Source organism: Algimonas arctica, assembly GCF_014652695.1.
GTDB classification, from domain to species: Bacteria; Pseudomonadota; Alphaproteobacteria; order Caulobacterales; family Maricaulaceae; genus Litorimonas; species Litorimonas arctica.
In genome coordinates this window covers 1-17,459 of record NZ_BMZH01000017.1, presented here as the reverse complement: position 1 = coordinate 17,459, position 17,459 = coordinate 1, and the positions used below count along the sequence as shown (strand labels likewise).

The window sequence follows — 17,459 nt, the reverse complement described above, 5'->3', positions numbered from 1 at the left end:
GACAGCCTATGCACGACGCGCGTCAGTTGGTCGGATGCGAAAAGGAGGTCGGGTTGCGCCCACGGAGTCACATCGCTGCAATGGCCGCCGCTGTGCTCTTGTCGGGTGGGATGAGCGCCTGTTCCGATGGCCGCCAAGAGCCGGTACGTATCGTAGGGTCATCCACAATTTTCCCGTTCGCCGCCAAGACAGCAGAAACATATGCTGAGCGTACAGGCGTTGTTGTTGTTGTCGAGCAGACGGGTAGCGGCGGCGGGCATAAGTTGTTCTGCTCTGGCCATGCGTCAATTGATGCGACCACCTCGTCACGCCCACAAAAACCCTCCGAGGCCGCACTTTGCGCCCGGAACGGTGTCGCGCCCGTGATTGAAATTCGGTTGGGGAATGACGGTATTGTTTTGGCGCGGGCCGTCGGGGCTGTGCCAATGGATATTGACCCGCTGACACTCTACAGTGCCTTGGCGCGCGAACTACCGACCTCGGGTCTAGACTGCACGCCGACCCCTAATCCCTATGAGCGCTGGTCAGAAATTGATCCCACTTTGCCAACTGACATGATTACAGTTTATGGCCCGCCGCCAACGTCTGGGACGCGCGACGCATTTGTCGAAACGGCGATGGAAGCGGGCGCCCGCGCCTTCCCGTGTCTCGCCGCGATGGAAAAGGACACGCCCAATATATTTCGGTCTCGCGCCCATGATCTGCGCGAAGATGGGCGTTGGATTGATGCCGGCGAAAACGATAATGCGCTAATCCGAACACTCGCCAATGCGCCAACGACGCTTGGCGTATTTGGCTTTTCCTTTCTCGACCAAAATACGGACAAGGTCAGAGGAATTGCGATGGGTGGTGTGCTGCCGAGCCAAGAGACGATCCGCAATAAATCCTATCCGGTCGTGCGCGACCTGTTTCTATATTTACGCGGCGGCTCTGCTCTGTGGGCGGATCGGGGCGCGGCGGATTATGTGCTCGAATTTACATCGGAGGAAGCCTCTGGTCCGGGAGGGTATCTAGAAGAAATAGGCCTCATTCCGCTCTCCGACGCGGAACGGGCTGAGATGCGCCAACGGGTCGAGCGGGCCAAAGCCAATGCAGGCCCGCGCCCGTGAGCGACCCCGTCCCTTTTTATATGTTAGTGATTGTCGGCGCATTGATGGTCGGTGCGTACCGGATTGTTTATGGCCGCGCCGCGCGTTTGGTTGTGCCCAATCTCCCCGGACCTTCGGCCGCACGCGCCCAACCGCGTCATCATGCCCGTCTGGCGGCGGCCCTGACGGGGCTCGTCGGGGTCGGCATTTATCTGACCGGCTTGTCGCTGCGCGGACCAATTCCGAGCGCCGGAGGCGATGGGCTCTGGCTTATGGCGTTGATCGTGATTCCGGCGCTGCCGATTGCGCTGTCGATTGCCAATGTTAGGCCGGATTTCGCAGCCCGCACCCATGTTGAACGAATGGCAGAGACGGGCCTGATGCTGTTGGCGCTTGTGGCGCTTCTCACGACTTTCGGCATAGTTGCCTCACTCGTCTTCGAGGCGACATTATTCTTTCGCGATGTCTCAATCATCGAATTTCTATTTGGGACGCAATGGTCCCCGCAGACGCCGATCCGCGCAGGCGGGACGGGGCAGAGCGGCGCATTCGGCGCGGTGCCTGTGTTTGCCGGGACGTTCTTCATCACCTTGATCGCGATGGCCGTCGCTGGTCCCGTAGGCTTGATGGTGGCGATATATCTCTCAGAATATGCCTCGCCGCGCACGCGCGCGATTGCGAAGCCTGCGATCGAAGTCTTGGCTGGAATTCCGACGGTGGTGTACGGGTTCTTCGCGCTTATCACTGTCGGGCCCGCGATCCGCGATGCGGCGGCTTGGTTGGGGGCGGATGTGGCCACGCAATCCTCCTTGGCGGCTGGATTGGTTATGGGGGTCATGATTATTCCGTTGGTGAGTTCCCTCTCTGATGACGTCATTAGCGCGGTCCCGCAAAGCTTGCGCGATGGCTCAACCGCTCTGGGCGCGACGAAGTCTGAAACCTTGACCCGCGTGGTCTTTCGTAGCGCGCTGCCAGGGATCATCGGCGCGTTCCTGCTCGCGATTTCGCGTGCGATTGGGGAAACTATGATCGTCGTTATGGCGGCCGGACGGGCGGCGAACCTGTCGGCAAATCCGTTTGATGCCGTCACCACGGTGACAGTCCAGATTGTCGCCTTGCTGACTGGCGATCAAGTGTTTGACAGCCCGCGTACGTTGGCCGCCTTTGCGCTGGGTCTCGTGCTGTTCGTCATTACCTTGCTGCTCAATATTGGCGCGCTCGCGGTCGTCAATCGCTACCGGATCCGCTTCGAATGAGCGCGACAGAGACATATTCGGACACACCGATAAAGGCGGCAATCACAACCGCTGCGATGGAAGCGCGAATGCGAAAACGTCGGGCGGCGGAACGTCGCTTTCGCGTCTATGGGCAGGCGGCGGTCGCTTTCTCGATCGCTGCGCTGGCATGGCTGCTGATTTCGATTGTCTCGACGGGGGCGTCGGCTTTTACCCAGCATTGGGTGACGCTGGATTTGACGGTCACGGCACAAACGAATGCATCACCCAATGACCGCCGCCGTTTGGCGGACGCGCTGGCGGACGTCTTCGGTGAGGTTTCCGATGAAGCCTCCCGTCGTGAGCTGTTGCAAGTTATTTCGGCCTCTGTGGCGACGGCCGACCTTCGCGCCGCTCAAAACTTGAGCGAACCTCTGCAGTTAATCGTGCCTGCGTCTGATCTCACCGATCAATATCTTAAAGGGCATATCGATCCAAACCTACCCGAAGATCAACGCAAAATCACCAATCGACAGATCGAATGGATCGCGGCCTTAGACGCAGAAGGCCGGGTCCATCGTCGCTTTAATCGCGGGCTTTTCGCAAACCCGGACTCTCGCGATCCGGAGCGGGCGGGTTTGGCCTCGGCCATTTTTGGCTCAATCATGATCGTATTGATCGCGAGCGCGTTGGCACTGCCTGTTGGTATCGGGGCAGCGATCTATCTCGATAGTTTCGCGCCGCAAACAGGGTGGGGTGGACGGCTGACGCGGATGCTCGAAGTGAACATTAATAATCTCGCCGCTGTGCCGTCCATCGTCTTTGGCTTGTTAGGTTTGGCCGTGTTTATCAACTTTTTCGGCCTGCCACGGTCGATCCCGCTGGTGGGTGGCCTTGTATTGGCGCTGCGCATGTTTCCGACCATTGTGATAGCGTCGCGTGCGTCTCTGCTCGCGGTTCCGGTCTCATTGACGGATAGCGCGCTCAGTCTCGGCGCGTCGCGGATGCAGGCTGTGTTTAATCACCGCGTCCCGTTGGCGGCCCCCGGCATGATGACCGGATCAATTATCGGGATGGCACAGGCCTTAGGCGAGACCGCGCCTCTTCTGATGATTGGTATGGTCGCCTTTGTGACAACTGTTCCCAGCTCACCAATGGACCCGGCGACGGCTTTGCCGGTGCAGATTTTCCTCTGGTCAGGATCTGCAGAAGCGGCGTGGGCGGAGCGAGCGTCAGCCGCGATTATTTCACTTCTGGTTGTCCTCATGTTTATCAATGGGATCGCCATTATCCTGCGCGAACGGCTGCAAAGGCGGCGAAAGTTATGAAGACAATTGAGACCAAACTGGCGCCGAAATTCACCTGTCGCGGCGTGTCCGTGCATTATGGTGAATTTCGTGCGCTTCACGACATCGACATTGATATTGCCGACCGCAGCGTTACCGCGCTGATCGGGCCCAGTGGTTGTGGCAAGTCCACCCTACTGCGCGTGTTTAATCGCATGAACGAGACGATCCCCGACGCGCGGACACGCGGCACTGTTTTGATGGATGGAACGGATATTTACGCGCCTTCGATTGATCCGGTTTTATTGCGCACGCGCGTGGGCATGGTGTTCCAAAAACCCGCGCCTTTTCCCCGATCCGTGTATGACAATGTCGCCTATGGGCCTCGGTTACATGGGTTGGCGCAGGCGCGCGGCGAACTTAAACGCTTGGTTGAAAAAAGCCTGCGTCGAGCGGGGCTTTGGGAGGAGGTCAAAGACCGCTTAAGCCTACCCGCGCCGAGCCTCTCAATCGGGCAGCAACAACGGCTCGTGCTCGCCCGCGCGCTCGCCATTGATCCTGATGTCATTTTGATGGACGAACCCGCCAGCTCGCTTGATCCTATCGCGACCGCGCGGCTCGAAGCGCTGATCGAGGAGCTCAAGAAGCGCTACTGTATCATCATTGTCACGCATAGTATGGCACAGGCCGCGCGGATCAGCGATAAAACCGCGTTTCTCCATAAAGGCGCTTTGATCGAATATGATCAGACGGATCGGATATTCACCAACCCATCCGACACGCGCACGCAGGATTATATTACCGGACGATTTGGGTGAGGTCGCCCTGTGATCCGTGGGATCAAAGGATAGAGACCCGAGCCTAGCGGGGGCCGAGGCCCGTTGCGCTGTAAATCGCGTCAATCGCTTGCATCTGCCGCACGGCCTCTGCCGCATTTGTCAGCGGTGGCATCCCCATGCCGAGGCTCGCAAGCAAGTGAGCGAGCTGGGCGTCATAAGTTGTGACCGTACGCCAACGGGGATGGTCCGCATCCGTGGTGATCCCGTCCGGCGTAGTGAGTTTGCAGCCACGATAGGGGTGCACGGGATTATCGAACCGGACCGTGCCAACCGCGCCGACAACTTCAAAATAATTCACGCGCTCAATACCTTCGCGCATATCGCACGATATCGTCGCGGTGAGACCGTCTCCAAAGTCCAGCTCGGCTTCGAGGAATAGGTCGATGCGGGGCTCGCCTTCTATCGCCACTGCGCGAATAATGCGGGGTTCACGACCCGCGAGAGTTCGCGCGATGTGCAACGGATATGTACCGAGGTCCATCAGACCACCGCCGCCTAAATCCGCGTTATGGCGCAGCTCTCCCGGATTATTCGGGATGGTAACATGGAAACGCCCTGTCATATGGGTCAGCGGTCCAATCCGTTCGACCGCTTTGAGGAAATGCCCGAACGCCGGATGATAGCGGTGATGGAAGGCTTCCATGATCACACCGGGCAGGGCGGCGATTTGCAACGCCTCAGCCGCGTTCATGGCGATGGGTTTTTCGATCAACTGGACTTTGCCCATCGCGAGTCTGGCAAGCTCCAGATGTTTCGACGGGGGCAGGGCGTTATAGATGATGTCAATATCGTCGCGCGCGCAGAGGACGGCGTAATCATCCATGATCGCAGCATCCGTGATACCGTGCTCCGCTGCATAGGCGCGACCGCGCCCAATATCACGACAAGCGATCGCGACGATTTGGCAGTCGTCACGTTTTAAGGCAGGCGCAATGATCGCCTTGGGTGCAATCCGTGACGCGCCAAGTAGGCCGATGCGGTAATTAGGTCGGGACATCACTGCCATAGGTCAGCTGCAGGAAAATATCTTCCAGATCCGGTTGGTCGGTCCGTAGATCGGCGATGGAGAGGCCTGCATCTTTGACTCGGTTGAGCAGTCCTGTGACAGAATCCGTGCCTTTCAAGTAAGAGATGATGAGGTTTCCGTCCTCGATAACAGCGCTCAGATCGGCGAGCGCGGCGGGAACCGTGTCCAGTGTTTCTGTCGGGGTGATCACCAGCATCCGCTTGTCCATACGCGACAACATCGTATCCTTGCTCTCATTGGCGACGATACGGCCTTGGTGAATGATGGCAATTTGGTCGCAGAGCGCTTCGGCTTCTTCGAGATAGTGGGTCGTTAGAATGACGGTCGTGCCGCGCTGATGCAGCACTTGCACATACTCCCAGAGCTGACGCCGCAGCTCAATATCCACTCCCGCCGTCGGCTCATCCAAAATCAGGACGGGCGGATTATGCACGAGCGCTTTGGCGATCAGGAGACGCCGTTTCATCCCACCGGACAGTTGCCGCACATAAGCGTCGCGTTTATCCAGCAGGCCGAGCGCATCAAGAATTTCCTCGGTCCGGCGCTCAGCTTTCGGCACGCCGTAATATCCGGCTTGTAATTCCATCGCCTGATAGGGCGTGAAAAATACATCCATGGCGATTTCTTGTGGCACAATGCCGATTGAGGCGCGCGCCAACCGGGTCTCGGTGTCGATGTCATAACCCATAATCCGTGCGGTCCCCGCGGTCTTATTGACCAAACCGGACAAAATATTTATTGCGGTGGATTTGCCCGCGCCGTTCGGGCCGAGCAGGCCGAAGATCGAACCGCGCGGAATGGTCAAGTCGATCCCATGCAGGGCCGTTTTAGCCGGGGCCTTCTTAGATGCGGCATAGGTCTTACTCAGTCCGATCAATTCGATGGCCGGGCTGGCGGACGGTGAAGAGGTTTCGGTCATAGAGGCTTGTCTCGCATGGGGCAGACGCTTAGACGCAGGCTAGCCCAACGACAAGGACGTGACCGCATGATTGCCCCGAAAAATACTAAAGTTTCATCGCCGACCCCTCGGCTCGAAGAGACGGAAAATGATGTGGTCATGGTCAACAGCACGTACGTCAAATGTGACGGCGGTGGTGGCGCACTCGGTCATCCTGTGACGTGGCTCGATATGGGCGAAGATACCCATGTAATCTGCAAATATTGTGACCGCGTGTTCAAACTGGATCCGAATGCGGTCCCCGGCGGACACCACTAGCGTGTCGCAATGGACGATCGGTGTCCTTGGCGGCTCCGGACTTTACGCGATTGATGGGCTGAAAAACGAACAATGGGTCAAGATCGATACGCCGTGGGGTGACCCGTCTGATGAGATTTTATTTGCGGATTATGGCGATGTCCGGTTGCGGTTCTTGCCACGCCACGGACGGGGGCATTCCCTGACGCCGAGCGCGGTCAATTACCGCGCCAATATTGATGCGTTGAAACGCGCGGGCTGCACGGATCTGCTCTCGATTAGCGCGGTTGGATCGCTCAAAGAACACTATGTTCCCGGCCACTTCGTCGCGGTGGATCAATTTATTGACCGCACGTTTGCACGCGAGAAGAGCTTTTTTGGACCCGGTTGCGTCGCGCATGTCAGTGTCGCCGATCCCATCTGTCCGCGCTTGTCGGCACTCGCGGCGCAGGCGGCCCGAAGCGCAGGCGCGACTGTCCACACAGGCGGCACTTACCTCGCGATCGAAGGCCCGCAATTCTCGACCAAAGCTGAGAGCGCGCTCTACCGTCAATGGGGCTGCGACGTGATCGGCATGACCAATATGCCAGAGGCTAAGCTCGCGCGAGAAGCGGAGCTACCTTACGCGACGCTCGCGATGGTGACGGACTTTGACTGTTGGCACCCGGATCATGGGAGTGTCGACGTCGCCAGTGTCATCGCGATTTTGCAACAAAATGCGGCGACAGCCGGCGAAGCTGTCCGGACCTTATGCGAAACGCTGTCCGGTCAGCCGCGTACGGCCTGTGCATCTGGGATTGAAACCAATCTCGACGTGGCGATCATTACCCCGCCTGACGCGCGTGACCCGGAATTGGTCGCGAAGCTGGACGCGGTCGCGGGACGCGTGCTGAACGTTTAACCTGCTCTATAACCGCCGATTGATATGACCCATCTTACGGCCCGGTCTGACTGTATGTTTGCCATAAAGATGCAGGTGAGCTTTCGGCTCACGGGCCAATGATTCCCACGCCGCGACATCATTGCCAATGAGGTTCGTCATTTGCACGGGCCACGCTGGTGTGCTGTCGCCCAGCGGCCAGCCCGCGACGGCGCGGATATGTTGTTCGAACTGATCGGTGCAGCCCGCGTCTTGCGTCCAGTGGCCGCTATTGTGAACACGCGGGGCGATTTCATTAACGATCCAGCCTGATTCAGTGTCGAAAAATTCGACGCCAATGACGCCGACATAATCGAGGGCATTGACGATCGTCCGCGCGATTTTACCGGGCGTGCCGTCATCGCCAGACGCGGGCGCCGTTGAGCTGTGCAGGATGTGGTCGCGGTGGACATTCTCCGTCAGCGGATAAGCCCGCACGTCGCCGTCCGATCCGCGCGCGCAAACGACGCTGGTTTCGCGGCTAAACGTGATGAACCCTTCGACAATGAGATCAAAACTGCCAAGCGTGTCCCAGACAGCGGTAATATCGTCCGTCTGACGCACAACGGCTTGGCCTTTGCCGTCATAGCCGCCGCGCCGCGTCTTTACGACACAAGGCAGGCCGACCGTGTCGATGGCGCGTTGCAAATCTTGCAGACTACCGCTTGCGGCTGCAAACGGCGCGACGTCAACACCGGGCAGGCCGGAGAGGAATTGTTTTTCGAGCAGGCGGTCCTGCGCTGTACGCAAAGCGGTCAGGTTGGGGGCAACGAACCGACCCGCACCCGACACTTCGACAGCGCGGACCGGAATAGACTCCCATTCATAGGTGACGGCGTCGCAGGCCGCTCCGAACTGGGCGAGCGCGGCCGCGTCATCATAGGCCGCTTGAGTATGCCTGTGCGACACTTGCCCGGCCGGATCATCGACAGACGGTCCGAATGTGTGGGTTTTCAGTCCCAGCCGTGCGGCGGCGAGGGACAGCATTCGGCCCAATTGGCCGCTGCCCAAAATACCGATGGTCGCGCCGGGAGGAAGGGGCCTGCTCGAAATGGTCATGATCTAGCCGCGCGGGTCCGTGCCGACGCTTTTCGTTTGGCGCGCGCGCCAAGCGTCTAAGCGTTCGGCAAGGACGTCATCCGACGTCGCAAGAATGGCGGCGGCGAGCAGCCCCGCATTTTTTGCGCCGGCTTTGCCAATGGCCAAGGTACCAACCGGGACACCACCGGGCATCTGCGCAATTGATAAGAGGCTATCCATGCCGGACAGGGCTTTGCTTTCAACGGGGACGCCGAGAACGGGCAGGCGGGTCATGGACGCGCACATGCCGGGCAGATGAGCCGCCCCTCCTGCCCCCGCGATGACGACTTTAAATCCATTATCGGCAGCTGCGGTTGAAAAGTCATACAGCCGTTGGGGTGTGCGGTGCGCGGAAATCACCAGAGCCTTATAGGCGATACCGAGTTCATCCAGCACCGTGGCGGCATGTTCCATCGTCGGCCAATCAGACGTTGACCCCATTATAATGGCGACAGGAATATTGGCCGCAGAGGAGGGGGTGGCAGCTGACGGGGTGGGCATGTGTGGCAATCTCGCTTCCTGCGCTGGAAAGCAATGCAACATAGCGATTGGGACAGACCGGTCAATCACCTGAAACGATAAGCGTTGAAACTGTTATATTTCTTAGAGCATCGTTAACGTCGTATGGGTCAAGAAGCATCGTCTATTCATAGAGGATTCGCTGAAGACTTGGTCGACCCGTCCCGCATAACCACACTGCTGCAAACTGCGGCTGATCCGATGTCGTCACAGATTGGTGTGACGGATAGACAGCTGGCTGCGCGTAATAAAGAGTTAAGCGAAGAAGTGACTCGGCTGCGCTTGCGGGTGCTAGAGCTTGAAGCCTCGGCGGATCTCGACCCGCTTTTGCCAATTTATAATCGCCGGGCCTTTATGCGCGAAGTCTCGCGCGCTCAGTCCGTTATGTCGCGTTACGGCATGGTATCGTCGATCATATTTTTTGATCTGGACGGGTTTAAATTGGTCAATGACCGTTTTGGTCACGGGATCGGCGACAAGATATTAGAACAAGTCGCAGACAGTTTGCTCACGGGCGTCCGGCAATGCGATATGGTCGCGCGGCTCGGCGGTGATGAATTTGGCGTGCTCTTGTTCAAGTCAGACCAAATGATTGCGAAAGCGAAAGCGGGCGCACTCTCCTGTCGGATCGGCAATTTGTCGCTACAACATCCAGAAGGTCCCATTGGGATTACGGCCAGTTGGGGAACGGCCCCATGTGAGCCGAACCAGACAGCGGCTCAAGTTTTGGAACGCGCCGACCGGGCGATGTATTTGGACAAGCGCTCCACCTAACCGCCGGTTCGGTTTTCGCACGTTATGCGATGATATCCGGCGTAATTTGGTTTTCCAGATAGGCAATCTGATCTTTGATCGAGAGTTTGATCTTCTTCATCCGTTTGACTTTTAACATGTCAGCAACACCGGTTTCTGCCAGCGCGTTGATTTCTTGATCAATCCGGCGATGTTCCAATTTCAACCGTTGCAAGAGATCGAGGTCTTGCGCGGCCTCCTCTTCCGCCGTGAGTTCGGGGTCGGCGTTAGGGATATCTGAACTGTCTGAACTATCTGTCATGGAGGGGTTCTAGCGGTGTTGGCGAGATTGTGCTATTGTGCATTTCCACAAACCGTAAATGGAGGTCTTCATGGCACTATCGGCTCATTTGGAACAACTACAATCCCGTCACGGGAATATCGAACACCAGATTGACCGAGAGCTTCGAAGCCCCGCCCCAGATAATGTGAAGATTTCACAGCTCAAACGACAAAAGCTACAAATTAAAGATACGCTGATTCAGATGGGCGGCAAGGCAAACGCCTAACCTCTATCCAGTTTAAATCCCCCTAAAGTGTCGCGCCTGTGAGGCGCGGCCTTCTAAACTCCCGCGCTATACGGCTTATTTTCCGGAGCTAGCGGCCGGCCGCTTTGCGAAATACACGCGGCGCGCGCCATTGCTGCGCTACCCTTATATTCCCCTCGATTACTCCGATCATTCAGGGGCTTTTTAACAGGACCTACCGTCCCGTTTAAAAGCCATTTGCTCCCCGTTTGAGCGCATCGCAAAGGCTGCGGTGTAGGGTGAATGCGCAAGGAATTTTTTTAACGACACTTATGTGACGTGAATTGTCACATAAGTGTCATTTATATCTTGACTTTAATATGACGTTTATGTCACATAATCTTCACAAGACTAATGCGACATGTTTGGACGTCGATCGAACGTGTCGTTTCACCAATAATATTCAGCCTGCAGTCGGAGCGCTCATATGAAAACACTTTTACTCTCAGCGACACTTGTTTTGGCGATGACGGGGACCGCCGCAGCCAACGAGACTTTAACCCCCACAGGGTTGAACGCGGTACAGTCACCCGCCCATGCCGCTTTGAATGATTGTCTGTCCGTGGACAGCTCATCGCGTGCCGTCAGAGCCTGCACAAAAGCGTTACGCGCCTCTGCCCCTAAGGCTGATGTGCGCTCGCAACTCTATGCGCGTCGGGCTCTGCACCAAATGGCGCTAGGTCGACAAGATAATGCCGTAAAGGATTTTACCCGCGCGGGTGATTTGGCAAATGATCGTGGGCTGGAATCGATTGGTCATGGTTTTGCCGCGATGATGTCGAATGACCTGACGACGGCACGCCGTAAGTTCGAAGACTGTAATGATCAGAGTCGCCACGCGCCGTTGGCCGAATATGGCTTGGGTCTGACTTACCAGATGTCAGGCGAGACAGATGCCGCGCGCGACGCTTATGCGCGCGCCTTGAGCTTGCGGCCGGGCTGGACGGCAGTGACTGAGCAAATGGCGACTCTCACGCTAAAATAACGCGCTAAAGCGGTCATAAGGATAATGAAAAAAGGTTCGCCCTTCCGGGGGCGGACCTTTTTCTTTTTAATTCAATAGCTTGGGTTCAAATGGCGGTTTGGCGTCATTGAACTTTCACGAGCCTTTCATCGAAGCGACACAGATTGGTTGCTCGCGCGTCACAATAAAGTGGTGATGGGCTGCCTCAAGGTGAGGGAATGTTTTTGAGTCCCTCACAGGCGAATTTTTGTCCCTCGTGAGGCTATTACATGTTCAACTCGTCCTTAAAATGCGCCCTTCTGGCCACAGCAGCTGGGCTGGCCCTGTCGGCTTGTGGCGGCAGCACAACGTCCTCGCCCGGACAAACGGGGGGCGTCATAATCAACCCGCCCACGTCTGGCGGCGGTAGCGGGAGTGGGAATACAGAGATTAATCTCGTTGGGGCGGCGGGTTGCGATACGGGAACGACGCAGGAAACGATTACCACAGGCAACACGGACGTCATTGCCTGCACAATCACGGGCACAGTCACGGAAAACCTGACCCTGTCAGCGGATAATGGATACGCGCTGGAAGGCGCCGTATTTATTGGGGAAGACGGAGGCCGCAATGCGACCCTCACGATCCCTGCCGGAACACAAATTTTTGGTAAAGCGGGCGAAGACTATCTCGTTGTGTCTCGCGGTTCCCGTTTGAATGCCCGTGGTTCCGTGACCGAGCCAGTCATTATGACCTCGATCCAAGATATTGCAGGGACGGTTGACCCGGTGAATGACCGCGGACAATGGGGCGGTTTGATCATTAACGGGTCCGCGCCGATCAATGATTGTATTGATGGTACGGCAATCGGCGGTTCAGCCACGTGTGAGAAGTCTGGCGAAGGGTCTTCGGGCTTATTTGGCGGCGCAAACCCGTCTGATAATTCGGGCACATTGCAATATTTACAGGTCAAATATGCGGGCAACCTAATCAATGACGAAGATGAGCTAAACGGTATCGCCTTCCAAGGGGTCGGCTCGGGCACGACCTGTGACCATATTCAGATCCATAATAACGCGGATGACGGGGTTGAGTTTTTCGGTGGTTCCGTCGTGTGTGACTATGTCGTTCTAACCGGCATTGGCGATGATAGCCTTGATTGGACCGATGGTTGGGTCGGCGGCGCACAATATGTGCTCGTCAAGCAAGGTCCTGGCGCGGGCGACCGGGGTATTGAAGGGGATAATCGGTCTTCGAATAATTCACTGACGCCCACGTCTGACCCTCTGATTTCTAATTTCACCTTCCTTGGGGGTGACTCAGGGGATTCTGGCATCGTCGTTCGTGCGGGCACTGAAGGGCGCATTATAAACGGCGTCATCGTCGGGTTCCAAGATGCGGGCGTAGATGTCGATGAAGAATCGACGCTCAATAATCTCTCGAGTGGCGAATTGTCCTTTGCGTCTCTCTTCCTCGACAATAACGACAATATCGAATCCGGTGACGACACACCCGCTTTCGACACGGAAACCGCGATCGCAGGCAGCCCGAACGTAGTTCAGGGCAACAACTCTCTGGCGGATGAATTCTTCCCCGGGGCAGCCGAGCAAGCCGTGACCGCAACAGACCCCATGCTCGCAGGCTTTGAGAATGCCGGATATATCGGGGCTTTCTCAGCGACGGAAACCAAGGATAGCAACTGGGCGCAAGGCTGGACCTTCGGCTTGTTCGAAAGTCCGACAGAATGTCCGGCTGGCACGCTCTCCACGGGCGACGTTGTCGGCGGCAAGCAAATCTGCTCACTGACGGGCACAATCACAGCCAATGTTCGGTTGAACAATAATTTCGTCTATCAGCTCGAAGGTGCCGTCTTCATCGGCGAAGACCTTGGCGGCGATACAGCCAATCCGATTGCAGGCCGCTCAAGCGCGATCCTGACAATTGATGCGGGCACAACGGTGTTTGCCGCAACGGGAACAGACTATCTGGTTATCTCCCGTGGGTCGCAAATCCGCTCTAACGGAACGCGCACGGCGCCGATCAATATGACATCGCGTGACGAAGTGTTCGGGACGGCGGACACGGCAAATGATCGCGGGAAATGGGGCGGCTTGATCATCAATGGTCGCGCGCCGATCAATGATTGTATCGACGGCACAGCCACAGGCGGCGCGGTGGGATGTGAGAAATCCGGCGAAGGCTCCTCCGGGCTGTTTGGCGGCGGCGCATCAGATGATAATAGCGGCAATCTGTTTTACACGCGCGTTTCCTTCGCGGGCAATCTCATCAATGATGAGGACGAGCTAAACGGCATTGCTTTCCAAGGGGTCGGATCCGCCACGCAGGTTGATTACGTCCAAGTCCACAATAATGTCGATGACGGCGTCGAGTTCTTCGGCGGCACGGTCAATGTCAAACACCTCGTATTGACGGGGATTGGCGATGATAGCCTTGATTGGACAGATGGTTGGGCCGGGAAGGTTCAATATGTCATTGTCGACCAAGCGGACGGCGCGGGCGACCGGGCCATCGAAGGCGATAACCGCTCGTCCAATAACGGGCTGACCCCGCGCTCCAACCCGATAATTTCCAACGTGACTTTCGTGGGCGGTGATTCTGGCGATACGGGCATCGTGCTCCGCGCCGGGACAAATGCTGCCCTCTATAACGGCATTGTCACAGGGTTTCAGGATGCAGGCTTTGACATTGATGACGCGGCAACAGCCGTGGAAGCCACGGCAGGCCGCATCCAGCTCAACTCCATGATGATCGTGGGCAACGTGGCCAATCTTGAAACTGACGGCGATGCGGGTGACGCGGCTCAAGCCACGGTTTTGGCCGCAGGCTCCAACAATGTGACCGTCGGCAGCACGACAATCGCGGACGAAACCTATGTCCCCGGTGCGCCGGAGCAGGCTGTCACAGCGACCAACGTCAATGCCGTCGACCCTTTCTTTGACGCCGTGACCTATATCGGCGCCGTCGAGGACGCGAACGACACTTGGTATCAAGGCTGGACCCTTCTGGTCGACCAGTAACCTTTAAGGCCCGGGCCTTTGTGTCCGGGTCGAGCGGTCGGCGGCGTCCCCTGTCGCCGACCCAACCTGACTGAACGATTTTGAACATGGATCGCATCGTGAAACCAACGACACACAGCTATTTAGCCGCTCTCCTCATCGGGACGGCGCTAACCCAAATACCGAGCGGGGCCAACGCACAGGATACGGCTTCGCCGTCACCTGTCTCGGACGAAGTCATCTCGACGGGCGTTTTCATTCCGAATGAGAAGAAAATCACCTCGGAAATCACGACGGTTTTGGACGAGGATACATTTGCGCAAATCGGAGCCGGCGATATCGCCTCTGCCTTGACCCGCGTGACAGGTTTGTCCTTGAGCCAAGGCAAATTCGTGATCGTGCGCGGCTTGAACGAGCGCTATTCCTACGCGACGTTAAATGGTGCGCCTTTGCCATCCCCGGAACCGCTGCGCCGTGTCGCGCCCCTTGATCTGTTCCCGACCTCAGTCCTTGCCGATGTCGTCGTACAGAAGACCTATAGCCCAGAGTTTTCAGGCGAATTTGGGGGCGGGGCGATCAATCTTCGCACGCGCGCGTTGCCGGATGAAAAATTCTTAGAACTCTCGATAAACGGGTCGTACAATACGACGACAACAAACCGCAAAGGGCTTGTCTACGCGGGGTCTGACTCTGATTGGCTCGGTTTTGATGATGGACTTCGCGATTTGCCCGCGCTGGATGCCAACGGTGTCCCGACGCGCAATTTCGAGAATTTCGACACGCTCGTCATTGATACTGATGACGCGCTTCCGTTCAATGGCGGCGGGCGTCTGTCTGCGGGCAATCGATTTGACCTTGATGGTGGTCAAAGCATCGGTGTGTTGGCCACGATTGGATATGACAATAGTTGGGAAACGCGTCGCGGTGAGGACAATACGGCCAATATTGGCGGGAATGGTGAGCTTGTTTTGCTGGATTCCGGTTTCCGTGAATCGACTGAGAACACGGTGTCTCTGAACGGTATGCTCGGCATTGGTGTTGAGCTCGATGAGAACAATTTGGTGCAAATCGTCGGGCTGGCCACGCGTCAATCCTCCGCAGAAGCACGCATCATTACGGGCGAGGATCGCGAAGATCGGTTTTTCCGTCAGGACTTTACCGAGTGGTTTGAGCGTGAGGTCTATATGGGGCAGTTGCTGGGTGAGCATTTCATTCCGTCGCTCAATGATGCTGAAGTGACGTGGCGGGCATCCTACGCCAAGGCGGCGCGCGATGCGCCTTACGAACGCCGTGTCAATTATGAGAATTTCGAAGACGGATTAGGGTTTCGCTTTCAGTTCAATCGCCCGGGCACAAATAACGACATTCGCTTCTCTGAACTGGATGATACGACCCTCGATTTGGGCCTCGATTTTGCGGTTCCGTTTGATGTGGGCGCACGCGAATATGAGATTAAATTTGGCGGAGCCTATCTTGATAAAAGCCGCGATTCTGCGCAATCTGATTTCCGTTATTTCGGCACTGTTCCGGCACAATTGCGTGAATCGCGCATTGATTTAATCTTGTCTGACGCGGTTGTTGATGCGGGCGTGTTGGAAATTCGACGTGGCGGCACGACCGGCTTCCCGGATTTGTCCTTTGCGACGCTTGAAACCTTTGGCGGATATGTCGCGCTGGAAACTGAATTTTTCCCGGACCTGCGGATATCTGGCGGTCTTCGCTACGAAACATCGCAACAGGAAACCGCCATTGAGCAGTCGCTTGTTGGGGGGTCTTACTTTCAGTTCGATCCGCTCGATGAAAACTATCTCCTCCCAGCAGTGACGGCGACCTATACGTTTGCCGATAATTGGCAGCTGCGATTGGCGGCATCTAAGACGATCAACCGTCCACAATTTCGCGAACTTACCCCGTCGATTTTCGTCAATACGGACACAGATGACCGTTTCGTCGGGAACCCTTTCCTGACCAATTCGGAAAGCACGAATATTGACGCCCGGTTGGAATATTATTTCGGGGCGACGCAGTTCATCACAGTTGGCGGTTTCTACAAAGACCTGACGAACCCGATCGAAGAATTCATTTTTAACGGCTTGGGTGAAAGTAACGCGACGAGCTTTATCAACGCGCCGCGCGCAGAGCTTTATGGTCTGGAGCTGGAGTTTGAAAAGAAATTCGCAATTTCGGACAAGTTCCCGGTCTTGAATACGTGGCTGGGCGGGCAGGATTTCGTGATCCGGTCGAACTACACCTATGTCGATAGCTCAGTCTCTGCCGATGGCATGGTGAGCATCACGCCGCCCTCCGTTGATCCCTCTCGCGGTGTCACGCCTGTCACGATTTCAGCCGCCGGCCTGTATACGGATGGTCGGAAATTACAGGGGCAAAGTGATCACCTTGTTAATCTGCAGTTTGGTATCGAGAATTACGAAGCCGGGTGGGATGTTTTCCTACTGGTGAATTACACGTCTGAGCGGATTCGCGCGGTCGAAGATTTGTCGAACGGTTTGCCTTCGATCAAAGAACAGCTTCCGATCAGTCTTGATCTTGTGGCCAATGTTCCGTTCAAAGTGCGTGGTGGAGACTATGAGCTAGGCTTCAAAATCCAAAATATTTTGGATGACCGCTATGAGGCTAGCCAAACCTTAAATGGGACGTCGATCATCATTGATGACTATAATGTTGGGACTACAGTCGCGGCGAGTTTGAAGCGTCGGTTCTAAACCACAGTCGCCCAAATCGCGCAATATTATCGCCTTCCAAGCCCGGTGTTTGGGAGGTGTTTTTTTTTGTCGCGTTAAGCCGCATTCACCGCGTTGAGTTAAGACCATTTTCAGCTGTCGAACACTAACCGTGTCACATGAAGTCGCATCTGTCTGACGTCAGCGCTCATGGCACAGATTTGAGCCTGTCTGACGTCAGCGCTCATGGCACAGATTTGAGCCTGGGCTAAGAGAGACTTTGCTCACCTCCATCCTTATGGAGTGAAGCATGAGACAGACTAAAACAACGT

General features: G+C 56.4%; 16 protein-coding genes. 11 read left to right on the top strand and 5 right to left on the bottom strand.

Features of this window, described 5'->3' with window-relative positions; genetic code table 11:
• Positions 1-53: 53 nt before the first annotated feature.
• The 4 genes from IE105_RS13910 to pstB are packed head-to-tail and all read left to right on the top strand — an operon-like array spanning position 54 to position 4,406.
• A complete protein-coding gene (locus IE105_RS13910) occupies positions 54-1,109 on the top strand; it encodes a substrate-binding domain-containing protein (RefSeq protein WP_233354175.1) in 1,056 nt (351 codons plus the stop codon).
• The gene (gene pstC / locus IE105_RS13905; protein ID WP_233354174.1) at positions 1,106-2,344 is read left to right on the top strand and encodes a phosphate ABC transporter permease subunit PstC; all 1,239 of its coding nucleotides are present in this window, start codon (positions 1,106-1,108) and stop codon (positions 2,342-2,344) included. The genes IE105_RS13910 and pstC overlap by 4 nt, the downstream gene beginning before the upstream one ends.
• Positions 2,341-3,630 carry a PstA family ABC transporter permease gene (locus IE105_RS13900; protein ID WP_233354173.1) on the top strand — a complete coding sequence of 430 codons (1,290 nt, stop codon included), beginning with the start codon at positions 2,341-2,343 and terminating at the stop codon, positions 3,628-3,630. Before pstC ends, IE105_RS13900 begins: the two co-directional genes overlap by 4 nt.
• Entirely contained in the window at positions 3,627-4,406 is a 780-nt protein-coding gene (pstB, locus tag IE105_RS13895; protein WP_189499471.1) for a phosphate ABC transporter ATP-binding protein PstB, read from the top strand. Before IE105_RS13900 ends, pstB begins: the two co-directional genes overlap by 4 nt.
• A gap of 43 nt (positions 4,407-4,449) precedes the next feature.
• Here pstB and IE105_RS13890 read toward each other — a convergent pair whose 3' ends face one another.
• Positions 4,450-5,424 (bottom strand): Gfo/Idh/MocA family protein, encoded by a 975-nt coding sequence (locus IE105_RS13890; protein WP_189499469.1) that lies wholly within the window; start codon positions 5,422-5,424, stop codon positions 4,450-4,452.
• The gene (locus IE105_RS13885) at positions 5,411-6,373 is read right to left on the bottom strand and encodes an ABC transporter ATP-binding protein (RefSeq protein ID WP_189499467.1); all 963 of its coding nucleotides are present in this window, start codon (positions 6,371-6,373) and stop codon (positions 5,411-5,413) included. The genes IE105_RS13890 and IE105_RS13885 overlap by 14 nt, the downstream gene beginning before the upstream one ends.
• A gap of 66 nt (positions 6,374-6,439) precedes the next feature.
• Here IE105_RS13885 and IE105_RS13880 point away from each other — a divergent pair, with 66 nt between their 5' ends.
• Positions 6,440-6,670 carry a zinc-finger domain-containing protein gene (locus IE105_RS13880; RefSeq protein WP_233354172.1) on the top strand — a complete coding sequence of 77 codons (231 nt, stop codon included), beginning with the start codon at positions 6,440-6,442 and terminating at the stop codon, positions 6,668-6,670.
• On the top strand, positions 6,645-7,550 hold the full coding sequence (locus tag IE105_RS13875; protein WP_189499465.1) for an S-methyl-5'-thioadenosine phosphorylase: 906 nt from the start codon (positions 6,645-6,647) through the stop codon (positions 7,548-7,550). The genes IE105_RS13880 and IE105_RS13875 overlap by 26 nt, the downstream gene beginning before the upstream one ends.
• A gap of 6 nt (positions 7,551-7,556) precedes the next feature.
• Here the strand turns inward: IE105_RS13875 and IE105_RS13870 are convergent, their stop codons facing one another.
• Complete coding sequence (locus IE105_RS13870; protein ID WP_189499463.1) at positions 7,557-8,627, bottom strand: 5-(carboxyamino)imidazole ribonucleotide synthase; 1,071 nt, start codon at positions 8,625-8,627, stop codon at positions 7,557-7,559.
• A gap of 3 nt (positions 8,628-8,630) precedes the next feature.
• Entirely contained in the window at positions 8,631-9,149 is a 519-nt protein-coding gene (gene purE, locus IE105_RS13865) for a 5-(carboxyamino)imidazole ribonucleotide mutase (protein ID WP_233354171.1), read from the bottom strand.
• Positions 9,150-9,317: 168 nt separating this feature from the next.
• Between purE and IE105_RS13860 the strand changes: the two genes are divergently transcribed.
• Complete coding sequence (locus IE105_RS13860) at positions 9,318-9,941, top strand: GGDEF domain-containing protein (protein WP_189499462.1); 624 nt, start codon at positions 9,318-9,320, stop codon at positions 9,939-9,941.
• A gap of 22 nt (positions 9,942-9,963) precedes the next feature.
• Here the strand turns inward: IE105_RS13860 and IE105_RS13855 are convergent, their stop codons facing one another.
• Positions 9,964-10,221, bottom strand: a complete 258-nt coding sequence (locus tag IE105_RS13855) for a YdcH family protein (protein WP_189499460.1) — start codon at positions 10,219-10,221, stop codon at positions 9,964-9,966.
• A 70-nt stretch (positions 10,222-10,291) separates the two neighbouring features.
• Here IE105_RS13855 and IE105_RS13850 point away from each other — a divergent pair, with 70 nt between their 5' ends.
• From IE105_RS13850 to IE105_RS13835, 4 genes are all read left to right on the top strand, one after another.
• Positions 10,292-10,468 carry a YdcH family protein gene (locus tag IE105_RS13850; RefSeq protein WP_189499458.1) on the top strand — a complete coding sequence of 59 codons (177 nt, stop codon included), beginning with the start codon at positions 10,292-10,294 and terminating at the stop codon, positions 10,466-10,468.
• Positions 10,469-10,913: 445 nt separating this feature from the next.
• Positions 10,914-11,471, top strand: a complete 558-nt coding sequence (locus IE105_RS13845; RefSeq protein ID WP_189499456.1) for a hypothetical protein — start codon at positions 10,914-10,916, stop codon at positions 11,469-11,471.
• 248 nt (positions 11,472-11,719) lie between these two features.
• A complete protein-coding gene (locus IE105_RS13840) occupies positions 11,720-14,467 on the top strand; it encodes a beta-helix domain-containing protein (RefSeq protein ID WP_189499454.1) in 2,748 nt (915 codons plus the stop codon).
• Positions 14,468-14,565: 98 nt separating this feature from the next.
• Positions 14,566-17,169 carry a TonB-dependent receptor domain-containing protein gene (locus IE105_RS13835; protein ID WP_189499452.1) on the top strand — a complete coding sequence of 868 codons (2,604 nt, stop codon included), beginning with the start codon at positions 14,566-14,568 and terminating at the stop codon, positions 17,167-17,169.
• The last annotated feature ends 290 nt before the right edge of the window (positions 17,170-17,459 follow it).

Coding starts and splice junctions, on each gene's coding strand:
- IE105_RS13900 (WP_233354173.1), top strand. CDS start 2,341: ATGAGCGCGACAGAGACATATTCGGACACACCGATAAAGGCGGCAATC.
- pstB (WP_189499471.1), top strand. CDS start 3,627: ATGAAGACAATTGAGACCAAACTGGCGCCGAAATTCACCTGTCGCGGC.
- IE105_RS13890 (WP_189499469.1), bottom strand. CDS start 5,424: ATGTCCCGACCTAATTACCGCATCGGCCTACTTGGCGCGTCACGGATT.
- IE105_RS13885 (WP_189499467.1), bottom strand. CDS start 6,373: ATGACCGAAACCTCTTCACCGTCCGCCAGCCCGGCCATCGAATTGATC.
- IE105_RS13880 (WP_233354172.1), top strand. CDS start 6,440: ATGATTGCCCCGAAAAATACTAAAGTTTCATCGCCGACCCCTCGGCTC.
- IE105_RS13875 (WP_189499465.1), top strand. CDS start 6,645: ATGCGGTCCCCGGCGGACACCACTAGCGTGTCGCAATGGACGATCGGT.
- IE105_RS13870 (WP_189499463.1), bottom strand. CDS start 8,627: ATGACCATTTCGAGCAGGCCCCTTCCTCCCGGCGCGACCATCGGTATT.
- purE (WP_233354171.1), bottom strand. CDS start 9,149: ATGCCCACCCCGTCAGCTGCCACCCCCTCCTCTGCGGCCAATATTCCT.
- IE105_RS13855 (WP_189499460.1), bottom strand. CDS start 10,221: ATGACAGATAGTTCAGACAGTTCAGATATCCCTAACGCCGACCCCGAA.
- IE105_RS13850 (WP_189499458.1), top strand. CDS start 10,292: ATGGCACTATCGGCTCATTTGGAACAACTACAATCCCGTCACGGGAAT.
- IE105_RS13845 (WP_189499456.1), top strand. CDS start 10,914: ATGAAAACACTTTTACTCTCAGCGACACTTGTTTTGGCGATGACGGGG.
- IE105_RS13840 (WP_189499454.1), top strand. CDS start 11,720: ATGTTCAACTCGTCCTTAAAATGCGCCCTTCTGGCCACAGCAGCTGGG.